The organism is Streptomyces sp. NPDC049541, assembly GCF_044465725.1.
In the GTDB taxonomy this organism is placed as follows: Bacteria; Actinomycetota; Actinomycetes; order Streptomycetales; family Streptomycetaceae; genus Streptomyces.
In genome coordinates, this window is record NZ_JBITLY010000009.1 from 167119 (window position 1) to 182354 (window position 15236).

Annotated in this window: 13 protein-coding genes and 1 pseudogene; 1 reads left to right on the forward strand and 13 read right to left on the reverse strand. The window is 70.3% G+C overall.

Going from position 1 to position 15236, the window contains the following annotated elements:
• Positions 1 to 26: 26 nt before the first annotated feature.
• The 7 genes and pseudogenes from rplS to ACIBW9_RS30770 form a co-directional block, all read right to left on the reverse strand.
• Positions 27 to 377, reverse strand: a complete 351-nt coding sequence (gene rplS / locus ACIBW9_RS30740; RefSeq protein WP_030866123.1) for a 50S ribosomal protein L19 — start codon at positions 375 to 377, stop codon at positions 27 to 29.
• A 133-nt stretch (positions 378 to 510) separates the two neighbouring features.
• Positions 511 to 1344: a tRNA (guanosine(37)-N1)-methyltransferase TrmD gene (gene trmD / locus ACIBW9_RS30745; RefSeq protein ID WP_398960302.1), complete on the reverse strand. Its 834-nt coding sequence runs from the start codon at positions 1342 to 1344 to the stop codon at positions 511 to 513.
• Positions 1345 to 1347: 3 nt separating this feature from the next.
• On the reverse strand, positions 1348 to 1890 hold the full coding sequence (gene rimM / locus ACIBW9_RS30750; protein WP_398960303.1) for a ribosome maturation factor RimM: 543 nt from the start codon (positions 1888 to 1890) through the stop codon (positions 1348 to 1350).
• A 94-nt stretch (positions 1891 to 1984) separates the two neighbouring features.
• Positions 1985 to 2224, reverse strand: a complete 240-nt coding sequence (locus ACIBW9_RS30755; RefSeq protein ID WP_003973401.1) for an RNA-binding protein — start codon at positions 2222 to 2224, stop codon at positions 1985 to 1987.
• A 2-nt stretch (positions 2225 to 2226) separates the two neighbouring features.
• A complete protein-coding gene (gene rpsP / locus ACIBW9_RS30760; RefSeq protein ID WP_398960304.1) occupies positions 2227 to 2646 on the reverse strand; it encodes a 30S ribosomal protein S16 in 420 nt (139 codons plus the stop codon).
• Between the two features lie 378 nt (positions 2647 to 3024).
• The gene (locus ACIBW9_RS30765) at positions 3025 to 3621 is read right to left on the reverse strand and encodes a hypothetical protein (RefSeq protein WP_030943152.1); all 597 of its coding nucleotides are present in this window, start codon (positions 3619 to 3621) and stop codon (positions 3025 to 3027) included.
• 261 nt (positions 3622 to 3882) lie between these two features.
• Positions 3883 to 4050, reverse strand: a pseudogene (locus tag ACIBW9_RS30770) (proline--tRNA ligase); the annotation flags it as partial.
• Between the two features lie 265 nt (positions 4051 to 4315).
• On the opposite strand from ACIBW9_RS30770, the gene ACIBW9_RS30775 reads away from it, so the two are divergent.
• Positions 4316 to 5182, forward strand: a complete 867-nt coding sequence (locus tag ACIBW9_RS30775; protein ID WP_398960305.1) for an SAM-dependent methyltransferase — start codon at positions 4316 to 4318, stop codon at positions 5180 to 5182.
• On the opposite strand, the gene ftsH is transcribed toward ACIBW9_RS30775, so the two are convergent.
• The 6 genes from ftsH to ACIBW9_RS30805 form a co-directional block, all read right to left on the reverse strand.
• Positions 5179 to 7131 carry an ATP-dependent zinc metalloprotease FtsH gene (gene ftsH, locus ACIBW9_RS30780; protein WP_398960306.1) on the reverse strand — a complete coding sequence of 651 codons (1953 nt, stop codon included), beginning with the start codon at positions 7129 to 7131 and terminating at the stop codon, positions 5179 to 5181. The genes ACIBW9_RS30775 and ftsH overlap by 4 nt on opposite strands.
• A 50-nt stretch (positions 7132 to 7181) precedes the next feature.
• Positions 7182 to 8735 carry a signal recognition particle protein gene (gene ffh, locus ACIBW9_RS30785; RefSeq protein ID WP_398960307.1) on the reverse strand — a complete coding sequence of 518 codons (1554 nt, stop codon included), beginning with the start codon at positions 8733 to 8735 and terminating at the stop codon, positions 7182 to 7184.
• 199 nt (positions 8736 to 8934) lie between these two features.
• Positions 8935 to 11382: a [protein-PII] uridylyltransferase gene (locus tag ACIBW9_RS30790; RefSeq protein WP_398960308.1), complete on the reverse strand. Its 2448-nt coding sequence runs from the start codon at positions 11380 to 11382 to the stop codon at positions 8935 to 8937.
• 27 nt (positions 11383 to 11409) lie between these two features.
• A complete protein-coding gene (locus ACIBW9_RS30795; protein WP_003997576.1) occupies positions 11410 to 11748 on the reverse strand; it encodes a P-II family nitrogen regulator in 339 nt (112 codons plus the stop codon).
• Positions 11745 to 13082, reverse strand: coding sequence for an ammonium transporter (locus tag ACIBW9_RS30800; RefSeq protein ID WP_398960309.1), 1338 nt, complete (start codon positions 13080 to 13082; stop codon positions 11745 to 11747). Before ACIBW9_RS30800 ends, ACIBW9_RS30795 begins: the two co-directional genes overlap by 4 nt.
• A 314-nt stretch (positions 13083 to 13396) precedes the next feature.
• Positions 13397 to 14881 carry a hypothetical protein gene (locus ACIBW9_RS30805; RefSeq protein ID WP_398960310.1) on the reverse strand — a complete coding sequence of 495 codons (1485 nt, stop codon included), beginning with the start codon at positions 14879 to 14881 and terminating at the stop codon, positions 13397 to 13399.
• Between the last annotated feature and the right edge of the window lie 355 nt (positions 14882 to 15236).

The window sequence follows — 15236 nt, forward strand, 5'->3', positions numbered from 1 at the left end:
GCCCCGGTATGAACGCCTGCGCGAGCTCAGCTGTCGCGCTTCTCCTTGATCTTCGCGGCCTTACCGCGCAGCTCGCGCAGGTAGTAGAGCTTGGCGCGACGCACGTCACCGCGGGTGACGAGCTCGATCTTCTCGACGATCGGGGTGTGCACCGGGAAGGTGCGCTCGACGCCGACGGAGAAGGAGACCTTGCGGACCGTGAAGGTCTCGCGGACACCGGCGCCCTGGCGGCGGATCACCACGCCCTTGAACTGCTGCACACGGGAGCGGTTGCCCTCGATGACGCGGACGTGGACGTTGACGGTGTCACCCGGGCGGAAGGCCGGGACGTCGCTGCGCAGCGACGCGCTGTCGACGGAGTCGAGCAGGTGAGACATTTCGTCTGCTTTCTTCGCCCATGCCACAGGTCATAGGCGGGAACTAGGTTTTCCAGAGGATGCTGTCCGTGTCGGGGCGGGCGTCGTGTCCCCCTGTGGCAGGGGCGCACGCCGGACGACGCACAACAGCGGTCTATTCTTCCACGCCCTCGGTCCTGCGCCAAAATCGTCCGTACGGCTCCCCCTCCGGGTCCGGGGCCCAGCCCAGGATGGAGAGCATCTCGCGGTCCTTCTTGTCGAAGGCCTTGGGGTCGCAGCGCTCGATCAGGTCGGGCCGGTTGGCCGTCGTACGCCTGAGGGCCTCGTCGCGGCGCCAGCGGGCGATCCTGCCGTGGTGGCCGCTGAGCAGCACCTCGGGGATGCCGCGGCCGCGCCACTCGGGCGGCTTGGTGTAGACGGGGCCCTCCAGAAGGTTGGCCATGGCGCCGGGCGCGAAGGAGTCGTCGCGGTGGGACTCGGCGTTGCCGAGGACGCCGGGCAGCAGCCTTGCCACGGCCTCCGTGATCACCAGCACGGCTGCTTCCCCGCCGGCGAGGACGTAGTCGCCGATGGACACCTCGTAGACCGGCATCCGGGTGGCGTACTCGTCGATCACCCTGCGGTCGATGCCCTCGTAGCGCGCGGGCGTGAAGATCAGCCAGGGCCGCTCGGAGAGCTCTACGGCGAGTTCCTGGGTGAAGGGGCGGCCGCTCGGGGTGGGGACGATCAGCGCGGGCGCGTGCGAGCCGGTCTCGTAGCCGTCGGCGAGGGCGGAGTCCAGGGCGTCGCCCCAGGGGTCGGTCTTCATGACCATGCCGGGGCCGCCGCCGTACGGGGTGTCGTCGACGGTGTTGTGGCGGTCGTAGGTCCAGGCGCGCAGGTCGTGGACGTGGACGTTCAGCTGTCCACGCGCGCGTGCCTTGCCGACGAGGGAGACGTTCAGGGGCTCCAGGTACTCGGGGAAGATCGTGACGACGTCGAGGCGCATCGCTTACGACTCTTCCCGTGCGGAGGCGATCTCTGCGCTGTCGTCGATGAGGCCGGGCGGCGGATCGATGACCGCCTTCTGCTCCTCGAGGTCGATCTCCGTGACGATCTCCTGGACGAAGGGGATCAGGACCTCGCTGCCGTCCGGGCGCTCCACGATGAACAGGTCCTGGGAGGGCAGGTGCGAGATCTCGGTGATACGGCCGACCTCGACGCCGTCCTTGGTGACCACGTCCAGGTCCATCAACTGGTGGTCGTAGTACTCGTCCTCCTCCTCGGGGAGCACCTCCGGGTCCACCTCGGCGATCAGGAGGGTGTTGCGCAGTGCCTCGGCCGCGTTGCGGTCGCGTACGCCCTCGAAACGCAGGAGCAGGCGGCCGCTGTGGACGCGGCCCGTCTCGATGGTGAGGGGGCCCGCCGAGGCGGGATCGGTGGCCAGTACGGCGCCGGGTGCGAGCCGCAGTTCGGGCTCGTCGGTACGGACCTCGACGGTGACCTCGCCCTTGATGCCGTGGGCACGGCCGATCCGTGCGACTACGAGCTGCACTTCCCAGGATCTCCTGTCGTAACGACTGGTAACGACTACGGGCCGGGGACGGCGCAGTGGCCCTCCCCGGCCCGAGCCGGTGTTGCGTTTGGCGTCAGCGGACGTGGTCCACGTCGACGAGGTCGACGCGGACACCGCGGCCGCCGATGGCGCCCACGACGGTACGCAGAGCGCGCGCGGTGCGGCCGTTGCGGCCGATCACCTTGCCGAGGTCGTCGGGATGGACCCGGACCTCGAGCACACGGCCGCGGCGCAGGTTGCGCGAGGCGACCTGCACATCGTCAGGGTTGTCGACGATGCCCTTCACGAGGTGCTCGAGAGCCTCCTCGAGCATGCTCAGGCCTCGGTCGACGCGGACTCGGCAGCAGCCTCGTCCTTCTTCTCAGCCTTCTTCTTCTGGGTGATGGCCTCACCCTTGCCCTCGTCGTCGCCGCCAAGGGCCTCGAACGACGGGCGCGTGGCCTTCTCGGCCGGCTGCAGCAGCGGCGCCGGGGCGGGCTCGCCCTTGAACTTCTGCCAGTCGCCGGTCTTCTTCAGGATGGCGAGCACGGGCTCGGTCGGCTGGGCGCCGACACCGAGCCAGTACGCCACGCGCTCGGCGTTGACCTCGATGCGCGAGGGGTTCTGCACCGGGTGGTACAGACCGATCTCCTCGATCGCACGGCCGTCACGACGGGTGCGGGAGTCGGCGACGACGATGCGGTAGTGAGGCGAACGGATCTTGCCCAGACGCTTCAGCTTGATCTTGACTGCCACGGGAGTGGGTTCTCCTGGATTTGACGTGGTTGGGCACGGCGAGATTGCCGCGTGGGGTTGCGGTACCCGAGTGCCCGATGGACGCGTCAGCCGGAGGAGAGAGGGGTCCTGTGCGGCTGTCGAGTACAGCTAGCCATTGTGCCACACCCTGGGGGTCGCTTCTGGCCGAGGGGGCGCGGTACGGGTGTCCGGGCATGACTGAGGGGCGCCGGGCGCTTCAGTGCCGTCACGGCGGTGCGCGACCCGGCGCCGCGGGGTGCCGTCTGCGTCCACCCGTGCCGCCCCAGCGGCACGACCGCCCGCAGACGGCGGTCGGCTCCCCGCGCGCGGTGTCCGGATTCCGGCAGCCACGAGATGCCGGTGCTCCAGGATCCGCGCCTATGCAGCCCCCACGACCTCCGGGATCCGGAACGGCTTGCCGCAGCCGCCGCAGACGATCGGCGCCTGGGCCAGCACCGACGGGACGACCCGTACGTTACGGCCGCAGTCGCACACCGCCTTCACCCGCACCCCGCCCCCGGACGAGCCGTGCCGGGCCGCCGGGCCACGGAAGCTCTTCGGGGTGTCGGCGGAGGTGGCTGCCGTGTGGGCCTTGAGGGCGCGTTGCAGCCGCTCGATGGTCGGACGGTAGCGGCGCTTGGCCTCGGGGTTGAGCGTGACCAGTGAGAAGCCGCTGCTGGGGTGCGGTTCCTCGGGGTGGTCCAGCCCCAGTTCCTCGGCGATCGCGAGGAATCTGCGGTTGTGGTACCGGCCGGCGCGGGACGTGTCGCGTACGCCGCGCGCGGCGGCGATGCCATGGACTGCCTCGTGGAGCAGTCGCTCGAAGGAGAGCTCGTGACCGCACGCGGACGACGACTCTCCGATCAGGGACTCTGGCGCGGCAAGGTCCGGCAGCTCGGGGTGGTACCGCTGAATGTCGGCCCACGCCTCTGCCAGCTCTGCGGCGAGAACAGGTGGTGTCTGTGTCGTGCTCACGTAATGACAACGAGCGGGGCCTCGGATGTGTTCCTATTCCGGGCCATCCCAAATAATTTGCACGTACCCGTCAGTTGCCGCTGATGCGTGCCGACGAGGGCGGGTGCGCTGATCTGCGGAGAAACCTCACAGCTCACCCCAAGCCGGTACGTAGTCTGCTCTACGCACCGGCGCGTAGACACGGTGCACGCGCCGGTGCGGGTGTGATCCGCAGGTGCGCAAGGGGCGTTTCGGTCGCGTCCGCGGCGGAACGGCCCCGTATCAGTAAGCGCCTGCGACGACCGCGACGTTACCGGGCGGGTCGCCGGCCTCTGGCACCGACCCGTCGGCAGCGACCAGACACCGTACGGTCACCGCGTGCTCGCCCGGCCTGGCCTCGCCTTCATCGCCGAGACCCGCCCAGGGGATACGCGCCCAGCCGCCGGGGACGCGGGCGGGCCGGCATCGCCGTGCCGTTCTCCAGGTGACGGACCTTGACCAAAACCGCCTCCTCGCCCTCGTCGGATCCACGGGCCCACGTTGCCGGGACGTGAATTCTTTTCGCCTGCATATGCAACCCACAAGCCGGGCCCCACTACCCCTGGACGAGCGGTCGAGTGCGGAGTTATCTGGCATACGGGGGGAGTGCGAGCGCACGTCACGGGGGCCATGGAATCGGGTACAGGGCAACTCTCGGCGGATTGGGGCGCTTTACATGACACCTACGCTCGTGCGGCAGCACCCGTCCCCTACGGGCCAGGCGCCCCGTGTGGACCTGTGTGCACGCGCGCGTGACTGGTCCGAGATCCAGGAGCGGATGCTGGTCCCGCTCTACGAGGCCGTCTACGAGCGACTGGAAGTGGGCCCCGGCACACGGTTGTTGGGCCTCGGCTGCGGCAGCGGGCTGGCCCTTTTGATGGCGGCCTCCAGAGGCGCGGCGGTCACCGGTGTCGACCACTCCTCCCCCGAACGACTGGCTCTCGCGCGGGAGCGGCTGCTCCCGGACGGGTGGGGCACGCGCGCGCGTGCAGGCACCCGGATCGTCGACGGCTCGCCCGAAGACGTCGTGGCCGCGGGCGACGCGGAGACGCCCGCGTTCACCCTGGTGACGGCTTTCGAGCCGATCGGGTGTCTGGCGGGCGACTCGGAGGGGCTCGGCGGGCTGCTGCAGGCAGCGACACCGCTCGCCGGGCACGGGGCGCCCGTGGTGCTCGCCGGCTGGGGTCCGCCGGAACGTTGCACCACGTCGTCCGTGCTGCGGGTGGCCACCAGGCTGGCGGACCCGCTGCGCAGCGCGGTCAGTTGGCGCCCCGCCCTTCGCGACGACCTGGAGGAGGTCGCGCAGCGGGCGGGTCTGAAGCCCGACGGCTCCGGGCGGGTCGCTTGCCCGTTCGGGTACGCGGGCGTGGACAGCGCGGTGCGGGGGCTGCTGTCGACGGGCCTGTTCGACGCGGCGATCTCGGCGACGGACCAGGCGCAGGTGGACAAGGAGCTGGCGGAGGCCCTGCACCCGTATCAGCGCCGGGACGGGACGGTGTGGATGCCGAACGTGTTCCGCTACCTGATCGCTCGTACCCCTTAGGCCCCGGGCGCGGCAGGCGCCTCCGTCTTTTCCAGCCGTGTGATTCCCGCGATCCGGTAGGCGTCCGCCTCCTCCAGGGTCTCCCGCTCCAGCAGGGCCCGGGCGAGGGCGTCCAGTTGCCCGCGGTGCTCGGTCAGCTTGCGGCACGCCTCCTCGTAGCACTCGTCGACGATCCGTCGCATCTCGCCGTCGATGACGTCGAGGGTCTGCGGGGCCGCCGCGAGGCCGTAGGCCTGCTGGGCGTCGTTGGGCAGGGCGGACAGCCGGCCGACGCGCTCGCTCATGCCCCAGCGGGCGACCATGCCGCGGGCGATGCCGGTGACCTGCTCCAGGTCGTTCTCCGCGCCGGTGGTGACGACCCCGTAGACGACCTGTTCCGCCGCCATGCCGCCGAGCGCGCCGATGATCCTGCCGCGCAGGTACTCCTCGGTGTACGCGTACTTGTCGGACTCCGGAGTGGAGAGCGTGACACCGAGGGCGCGGCCGCGCGGGACGATGGTGATCTTGCGGACGGGGTCGGCGCCGGGCTGGAGCATGCCGAGCAGGGCGTGGCCGCTCTCGTGGTAGGCGGTGCGGCGGCGCTCCTCCTCGGGCATCACCAGGGGCCGTTCGGCGCCCAGTTGGACCTTTTCCAGGGCCTCGGAGAGGTCGGTCTGCGTGACCCGCTCCTGTTTGCGCTTGACGGCGAGCAGGGCCGCCTCGTTGGCGAGGTTGGCCAGTTCGGCGCCGGTCATTCCCGGGGTCGTGCGGGCGACCTGGCCGAGGTCGACGTCCTTCGCGAGGGGGATCTCGCGGGTGTGGATCCGCAGGATGGCCTCGCGACCGCCGCGGTCCGGGGGCGAGACCATGACCACCCGGTCGAAGCGGCCGGGGCGGGTCAGGGCCGGATCGAGAACGTCGGCGCGGTTGGTGGCGGCGATGACGATGACGCCCTCCGAGCCGGAGAAGCCGTCCATCTCGGTGAGGATCTGGTTCAGCGTCTGCTCGCGTTCGTCGTGGCCGCCCATGCCGGAGCCGCCGCCGCGGGCCCGCCCGATGGTGTCGATCTCGTCGATGAAGATGATCGACGGCGCCACCTTGCGGGCCTCCGCGAACAGTTCACGCACCCGTGAGGCGCCGACGCCGACGATCATCTCGATGAACTCGGAGGCCGACGCCGAGAAGAACGGCACGCCCGCCTCACCGGCGACGGCACGCGCGAGCAGGGTCTTGCCGGTGCCGGGCGGGCCCGCGAGCAGCACGCCCCGGGGCATCTTCGCGCCCATCCTGCGGTAGGCGTCCGGGTTCTTCAGGAAGTCGACGACGTCGTTGAGCTCGCCCTCGACCTCGTCGATGCCCGCCACGTCCTCGAAGGTCGTGCGCTGGGCGCCCGGCTGCAGTTCGACCGGCTTGGGCGGCGCCTTGCGGCCGAGCATCCCGCCCGCGCCGCCGAGTCCCGCGCTCATCCGCCGCGCGACGAACACCCACACCGCGATCAGCAGCAGCATCGGGGCCAGCGAGATCAGCAGATTGGCCAGAAAGCTGCGGTGCTGGACGACCGGTTCCGCCGTGACGGTGACGTTGTGCTTGGTCAGGTCGTCCCAGATCTTGTCACTCGCGAACGTCGGCCGCTCAGTGCTGAACTTGGTGTACGTGCCGCCGCCGTGCGGGCTCTTCTGCCCCTTCTTGAGCTGGCCCTGGATCGCATTGCCCTTGGCGTAGATCTTGCTGACGTTGCCCGCGTCGACCTGCTTGCTGAACTCCGTGTACGAAATCGTCGGCTCGTTGCCCTCGTTGAAGAACGACAGGATCAGATTCGCGATCAGATACACGACCAGCGCGGTCAAAATCAGGCTCCACCAGCCGCCGCGCATCCTCCGCCCGCCGGGCGGCCTCGGCGGCTCCTCGGGAGTGCCCTCGGTACGCCAGGGCTGGTCGGGCGACTTGCGCGGCGGGGCGGGGTTGGTCATAAGCGGACGTTACGACAACACCCCGCCCCTGGCACGCGCACCGGGTGAACTCAGCCCATGAACTTCTTGAACTCGTCCGGGAGCTCGAAGTCCTGCGGCGGCTGCTGACCCGGCACACCGAAGGCGTTGCCCCCCTGAGCGGCGGCGGCCCGGCGGGCGGCCTCCTCCTGCTCCTGCTGCTTGCGCTTCATCGGGTTGCCGGAGCGCTGCTTGCCCTTGGCCTTCTTCGGCTGCTTCCTGGCGCGGCCCGCACCGCCGCCCATCCCCGGCATCCCGGGCATACCCGGCATGCCGCCGCCCTGGGCCATGCGGGACATCATCTTGCGGGCCTCGAAGAACCGCTCGACCAGGTTCTTGACCGCGCTGACCTCGACGCCGGAACCCTTGGCGATTCGGGCGCGGCGCGAGCCGTTGATGATCGTCGGCTCCTGGCGCTCGGCCGGGGTCATCGACTTGATGATGGCGGCCGTGCGGTCGACGTCCCGCTCGTCGATGTTGTTGATCTGTTCCTTGATCTGGCCCATGCCGGGCATCATGCCGAGCAGCTTGGAGATGCTGCCCATCTTCCTGACCTGCTCCATCTGGGCCAGGAAGTCGTCCAGGGTGAAGTCCTGGCCCTTCTTGGAGGCGAGCTTGGAGGCCATCTTGGCGGCCTCTTCCTCGCTGAACTCCTTCTGCGCCTTCTCGAACAGGGTGGCGAGGTCACCCATGTCGAGGATGCGGGAGGCCATCCGGTCGGGGTGGAAGACGTCGAAGTCGTCCAGCTTCTCGCCGTTCGAGGCGAACATGATCGGCTTGCCGGTGACCGAGGCGATCGACAGGGCCGCACCACCGCGGGCGTCACCGTCGAGCTTGGAGAGGACCACACCGTCGAAGCCGACGCCGTCGCGGAAGGCCTCCGCCGTGTTGACGGCGTCCTGACCGATCATCGCGTCGACGACGAAGAGGATCTCGTCCGGCGAGATCGCGTCCCGGATGTCCGCGGCCTGCTGCATCATCTCCTGGTCGATGCCGAGGCGGCCGGCGGTGTCCACGATGACGATGTCGTGGACCTTGGTCTTCGCGTGCTGGATCGAGTCCTTGGCGACCTGGACCGGGTCGCCCACGCCGTTGCCCGGTTCGGGGGCGAAGACGGCCACGCCGGCGCGCTCGGCGACGACGCTCAGCTGGGTGACCGCGTTAGGGCGCTGGAGGTCGGCGGCGACCAGGAGCGGCGAGTGGCCCTCTTCCTTGAGGTGCTTGGCGAGCTTGCCCGCGAGGGTGGTCTTACCGGCACCCTGCAGACCCGCGAGCATGATCACGGTCGGCGGCTGCTTGGCGAACCGCAGGCGGCGGGTCTGGCCGCCCAGGACGGTGACCAGCTCGTCGTTGACGATGTCCAGGACCCGCTGGGCGGGGTACTGCGTACCGGAGACCTCGGGGCCGAGGGCGCGCTCCTTGACGTTCTTGATGAACGCGCGGACGACGGGCAGGGCCACGTCCGCCTCGAGCAGCGCGATACGGATCTCGCGCGCGGTGGCGTCGATGTCCGCCTCGGAGAGCCGTCCCTTGCCGCGCAGGTTCTTGAAAGTCGCTGAGAGGCGATCGGAGAGAGTATCGAACACGGCGGCGTCGGTCCTCGGGGTCGGTGGCAGTATGAGCGTCTTCAAGGGTATCCGGCCGCGCAAGACAATCGTCCCCGCCGGGTGCATACGACGGACGGGACGGGCCATCTGCGTCGGTGCCGGCGGCACTCCGCGTCGGCGGGCCGGGGCGGCCTCGACGCCAACACCCAAGGGACGGAATGACGCCGACGCCCGTGCCTCACCCCCGCAGCGTCTCCTCCAGCTTCCGGGCCACGGCGGTCGCCTCCTCGCTTGGCAGGGGCGCGCCCTCGGGCCCGGTCACATAGAAGGCGTCCACGGCGTTCGCGCCCAGCGTGGAGACATGCGCGCTGCGGACCCGTACGCTCGCGTCCTCCAGGGCCTGCCCGATGCGGAACAGCAAGCCGGGGGCGTCCTGCGCCCGCACCTCGATCACGGTGGCCAGCCGGGAGGCTGCCGAGGCGACCGTCACCCGCGCCGGCGGCGCCACGACACCCCGGCGGCGCGGATACGCGGCGTCACGCTCGGCGAGGCGCGCTGCGATGTCCAGGGACCCGTCCAGCGCCCGTACGAGATCGGCCCGCAGCCGGGCCGCCTGGGGCAGTGAGCCGTACTCGGCGGCGACCCGCCAGTTCAGCAGCAGGACCGAGCCCTCGACGCCGTCCGGCAGGTCCAGGGTGCGCAGCTCGGCGGTGCGCACGGTCAGCCGGTGCATGGCGAGGACACCGGCCACCGCGGGCAGCACGCCCTCCTGGTCCGGTACGGCGATGAGCAGTTCGACGCCGAGGGGCTCCGGGTCGCCGGAGGGCTGTTCCTCCGCCGGCGGCTCGGTCTGGGCGCGCAGGGACAGCACCGGGCTGCCGGTGGCGACCGCCTCGATGGCGAGCCGCTCCTGCTCGGCGGTGGGCGCGGCGGCCTCGGGCTCGTCGAGTACGTCCCCGGCGAGGACGGCGGCGACCCGCTTGACCAGGTCGGCGACGAGCGAACCGCGCCAGGACGACCAGGCGGCCGGTCCGGTGGCCAGGGCGTCCGCCTCGGTCAGCGCGTGCAGCAGCTCCAGGGTGGACTGCGAGCCGACCGCCTCGGCGACCGAGCGGACGGTGGCCGGGTCCTCCAGGTCGCGGCGGGTGGCCGTCTCGACCAGCAGCAGATGGTGGCGTACGAGGGTGGAGAGCACGGCCACGTCGTCGCGGTCGAAGCCGATCCGGGCGGCCACGTCCTTGGCGATGATCTCGCCGGCCACCGAGTGGTCGCCGGGCCAGCCCTTGCCGATGTCGTGCAGCAGCGCGGCGACCAGGAGCAGGTCGGGGCGGTGCACGCGGCGGGTGAACTCGGAGGCGCGCACGGCGGTCTCGATCAGGTGCCGGTCGACGGTCCAGATGTGGACGGCGTTGCGCTGCGGGCGGCAGCGCACTCGCTCCCAGTCCGGAAGCAGCCGTGTGATCAGGCCTTCCGCCTCCAGCGCCTCCCAGACGTCGATGGTGGGGTGCCCGGAGCCGAGCAGGGTGACCAGCTGTTCGCGGGCCTCGGCGGGCCAGGGCGTGGGCAGCGGGCGCACGGTCGCCGCCAGGCGCCGTACAGCGTGCAGGGAGAGCGGGAGGCCGGCCTGCGCGGCGGCGGCCGCGGCGCGCAGCGGGAGGACGGGGTCGCGCTCGGGGCGCGCGGCCCGGGCGAGCACCACCTCGCCGTCCTGCTCGACCACGCCCTCGGCCAGCGGGGAGCGCTCGGGGACGGGCTTTCCGCCGCCCAGCATGGCGCGCAGCCGCGGCCGTACGGCGCGTGAGCGCAGCACGCGCGCCACTTCGCGCCAGGTGACGTCACTGGCGTACGAGATGACGCGTGCGGCCTCGTAGACCTGGCGCAGCAGGGTGTCGGCGTCCAGCAGTCCGAGTTCGGCGGCGACCTGGTCCTGCTCCTGCAGCGCGAGCCGGTCGGTGGCCCGTCCGGTCGTCAGGTGCAGGGCGTCGCGTACGTCGAGCAGCCGGCGCCGGGCGTCGTCCAGGCCCTCGCGCGGGGCGTCGGCCAGCCAGGAGGCGGCTACGGCGCGCAGGATGGTGGCGTCACGCAGACCTCCGCGGGCCTCCTTCAGGTCCGGCTCCAGCAGGTACTGCAGCTCGCCCTGGCGTTCGGCGCGCTCGGCGCAGAGTTCCTGGAGTTCGGGGAGACGTTTCGGCGCCTGGTTGCGCCAGTCGGCGAGGACGGCCGTCCGCAGACCGGCCGTCAGGCCCAGATCGCCGGCGATGTGGCGGGCGTCCAGCAGGCCGAGCTGGACCTTCAGGTCCTCCCCGGCCGTCTTGCGGGCCTCGACGGGGGTGCGGACCGAGTGGTCGAGGGCGAGGCCGAGGTCCCAGACGGGGTACCAGATGCGGTCGGCCAGGGCGGCGACCGCCTTGGGGTCGCTGCCGTCGTGGAGGAGGAGCAGGTCCAGGTCGCTGCGCGGTGAGAGCTCACCGCGGCCGTAGCCGCCGACGGCGACCAGGGAGACCCCGCGCAGTCCCTCGGCGCCCGCGGCGAACAGTCCCGTCAGCCAGTCGTCCGTCAGCTCCGACAGGGCGGTACGGCGCGGCGGCCCGGACTGCGCCCCCTCGGTGAGGAGGTGCAGCCGGGCCGCCGCGTAGCCGCTGGGTCCCGAGTCTTCCGCTTCCTTGTGCACGTCCGTGCTCGACACCCAGCAGCTCCTGTCCTTGCTCTTCGGTTAGAGCGCGTCCGGGCCGCGCTCGCCGGTCCGGACCCGTACGGCCGTCTCGACCGGGAGGGACCAGACCTTGCCGTCACCGATCTTGCCGGTTCGGGCCGCCTTCACGATGACGTCGATCAGCTGCTCGGCGTCGTCGTCCTCGGCCAGTACCTCGATACGGATCTTGGGAACCAGGTCGACGGTGTACTCGGCACCGCGGTAGACCTCGGTGTGGCCCCGCTGACGACCGTAGCCGCTCGCCTCGGTGACCGTCAGGCCATGGACTCCGAAGGCCTGCAGGGCCTCTTTGATCTCGTCGAGCCGGTGGGGCTTCACGACGGCGGTGATGAGCTTCATGCGTCCACCTTCTTGCTCTCCGTGGCGGCCAGGACCGAAGCGGCGGATCCGGCGATACCGCCACCCGCGCCGCTGAAGTCGTATGCGGTCTCGGCGTGCTCCGCCTGGTCGATACCGGAGATCTCCTCGTCCTCGGTGACCCGCATCCCGATGGTCTTGTCGAGGAGGAAGGCGAGGACCGCGGAGGCGATCAGGGAGTAGGCGAGGACCGCGCCGACACCGGCGAACTGCTTCCACAGCTGGGTGAAGGAGTGGTCGCCGTAGAAGACGCCCGTGGCGGTCGACTGGCCCTTGCCGGTGGCGAAGAAGCCGATGAGCAGGGAGCCGATGATGCCGCCGACCATGTGGACGCCGACGACGTCGAGGGAGTCGTCGTAGCCGAACTTGTACTTCAGGCCCACGGCCGCGGCGCAGGCGACACCGGCGATGGCGCCGACGGCGATCGCGCCGAGCGGGGAGACCGCACCACCGGACGGGGTGATCGCGACCAGACCGGCGACCGCACCGGAGGCGGCGCCCAGCGTGGTGAACGCGCCGTGGCGGATCTTCTCGTAGGCGAGCCAGGCCAGCATGGCGGCGGCGGTGGCGACCTGCGTGTTGACGAACATCAGCGCGCCGACGCCGTCGTCGTTGCCGAGCCAGGAGCCGGCGTTGAATCCGAACCAGCCGAACCACAGCAGACCGGCGCCGAGCATGACCAGCGGCAGGCTGTGCGGACGCATCGGGTCCTTCTTGAAGCCGACGCGCTTGCCGATGACGAGGATGACGCCGAGCGCGCCCGCACCGGCGTTGATGTGGACCGCGGTACCACCGGCGAAGTCGATCACACCGAGCTTGAAGGCCCAGCCGTCAGAGCCCCAGACCCAGTGGGCGACCGGGACATAGACGATCGTCAGCCACAGGGCGACGAACAGCGCCCAGGCCGAGAACTTGACGCGGTCCGCGAGGGCGCCGCTTATCAGGGCCGGAGTGATGATGGCGAACATCATCTGGAAGACCATGAAGACGAAGATCGGGATGGTGTAGCCGGGCCACAGCTCCGTCAGACCGATCTTGCGCAGGCCGAACCAGTCGGAGTCCCAGCCGATCAGGCTGTTGTTCGTACCGAAGGCGAGGGAGAAGCCGTAGAGCACCCACAGGATGGTGACGATCCCGATGCTGATGAAGCTCATCATCAGCATGTTGAGGGTGCTCTTGACGCGGACCATGCCTCCGTAGAAGAAGGCGAGGCCCGGCGTCATGATCAGTACCAGGGCGGATGCAATGAGCATGAAGCCTGTGTTCGCGGAGGACAGCTTGGGTGCCTCCGCGGCAAGCGTGATGGCTGGTGCCATCGGCGTCTCCTCGTCGTTGGTACGGCCCCGTGCGGGCGAAGCCTTAAGCGGTCATGAGGGGTGGGCCGGTTATGCGCCATGAGATTGGCGCAGCGCGGTTTCGTTGGAAGCCCCTCGTTGTTTCGCCGCCGTGACGAAGGCGCCCTGCGTGTTACGCCTCGATGAACTGCCGGATGTCGGACGCGTCCATCGTTATCGTGGCGCAACCTTCGCCGAAGGAAAAAACCGGCCACGGCGGCCTTCCGCTGACCTGGCATGGGGGGAGCCGAGTCGGGCAGTTCGGGAGGGCCGGCCGCGGCCGGGGCCAAGGGTTTTCAGACCGCCTCGGCGGTCTCCGGTAGTTCGACGGCGAGCTTCTCGGTGAGGTCCACGACCTCGGCGAGATCCCCGAAATCGCGTACGGCCGTGTCGACCGTCTTTCGGATACGAGTGTTCACGCGCTCGGAGCGGACCTTCTTGGCGATGTGCATGGCCTGCTCGGCCAGCACCGCGCCGCGCTCGGGCTCACGCTGCAGGAGGTGCACCGTGGCCATGCCGATCAGGTTCAGTGCATACGAGCGCTGGTGCTCGGGGTCCCGGGAGAACAGCTCCACGGCGCGCTGCATCACGGGCTCGGCCAGGGAGGCGTACGTGGGGCTGCGGCCGGCGACATAGGCGAGGTCGCGGTAGGAGTGGGAGTTCTCGCCGTGCAGCTCGGCCTCGGAGAAGAAGCGGATCCAGTCGGGGTCCGGCTCGTCCCACTCGTCCGCGTCCGCGAAGGTGTCCTCGGCCATCCGGACCGCCCGCTTGCACTTGCCGGGCTGCCCCATGTTGGCGTAGGCGCGGGCCTCCATCGCATACAGCATCGCCTGGGTGCGCGGGCTCGCGCAGTCCCGGCTGCCGTACTGCGCGAGGTGGATCAGTTCCAGCGCGTCGTCGGGCCGGCCGAGGTGGATCATCTGGCGGCTCATGCTGGAGAGGATGTACGAGCCGAGCGGCTTGTCGCCCGCCTCCTTGGCGGCGTGCAGGGCGAGGACGAAGTACTTCTGGGCGGTCGGCTGGAGCCCGACGTCGTACGACATCCAGCCGGCCAGCTCCGCCAGCTCCCCGGCGACCTTGAACAGCTTCCTGGTGGTGGCCTCGGGCTGGGGCTCCTGGAGCAGGTCCGTCACCTCGTGCAGCTGGCCCACGACCGCCTTGCGGCGCAGGCCGCCGCCGCACTGGGCGTCCCACTGCCGGAACATCACCGTCGTCGATTCCAGGAGTTCCAGCTCGGGCTTGGAGAGCCTGCCGGGCCGGCGGGACGACGCCGGCGGCTCCGGCTCCGACTGCGGGCCCTGCGGCGAGGGCACCAGCCAGCGCTGCATGGGCTCGATGAGGGACGGGCCCGCGGACAGCGCCAGCGAGGTCCCGAGGAAGCCGCGCCGCGCCAGCATCAGGTCGCTGCGCGAGAACTCGCTGAGCAGGGCCACCGTCTGCGGACCCGTCCAGGGCAGGTCGACGCCGGACACGGAGGGTGACTGACGGGCCGCGCGCAGGCCGAGGTCCTCGACGGAGACCACACAGCCGAAGCGCTCGGAGAACAGCTCGGAGAGGATCCTGGGGATCGGCTCGCGAGGGTTCTCGCCGTCCAGCCAGCGGCGCACCCGGGAGGTGTCCGTGGAGATGTGATGGGCACCCAACTGGCGCGCCCTGCGGTTGACTTGACGGGCCAGTTCGCCCTTCGACCAGCCGCTGCGCACGAACCAGGAGGTGAGCAGCTCGTTGGGGCGCTTGTCCGTGCTGGTCGCGGTCGTCCCGCTTCCGCCGTTGCCGCTCACTGGAACGCCCCCATCCCTGAGACCACTTGTCGCTGAGTGCGCCAAGCCCTATCAGAATGCCGGTAAATACAGCTGCCCGTCCGCCGGTTCTCACCCTTCGAACGGGATGCCTACTTGCCTCCGGCATACCCACGAGTGCATGTGCCCCCAGGACTCGTGCACTTACAGTAATCCTACGATCACTGGTCCAGCCATGGCGATCCCGGAAACGCCACCATTCGCCACCCCTTCGAATGAACTCAGTGTCGCCTCGGCGCGATTCACTTGACATAGACCAACCCGGAGTAGGCGGAGCGATGCACTCAGGGGCGCGCGCCGTCGAGTTCACCACCCGGGGCACTTCGAGCGCCGCCCG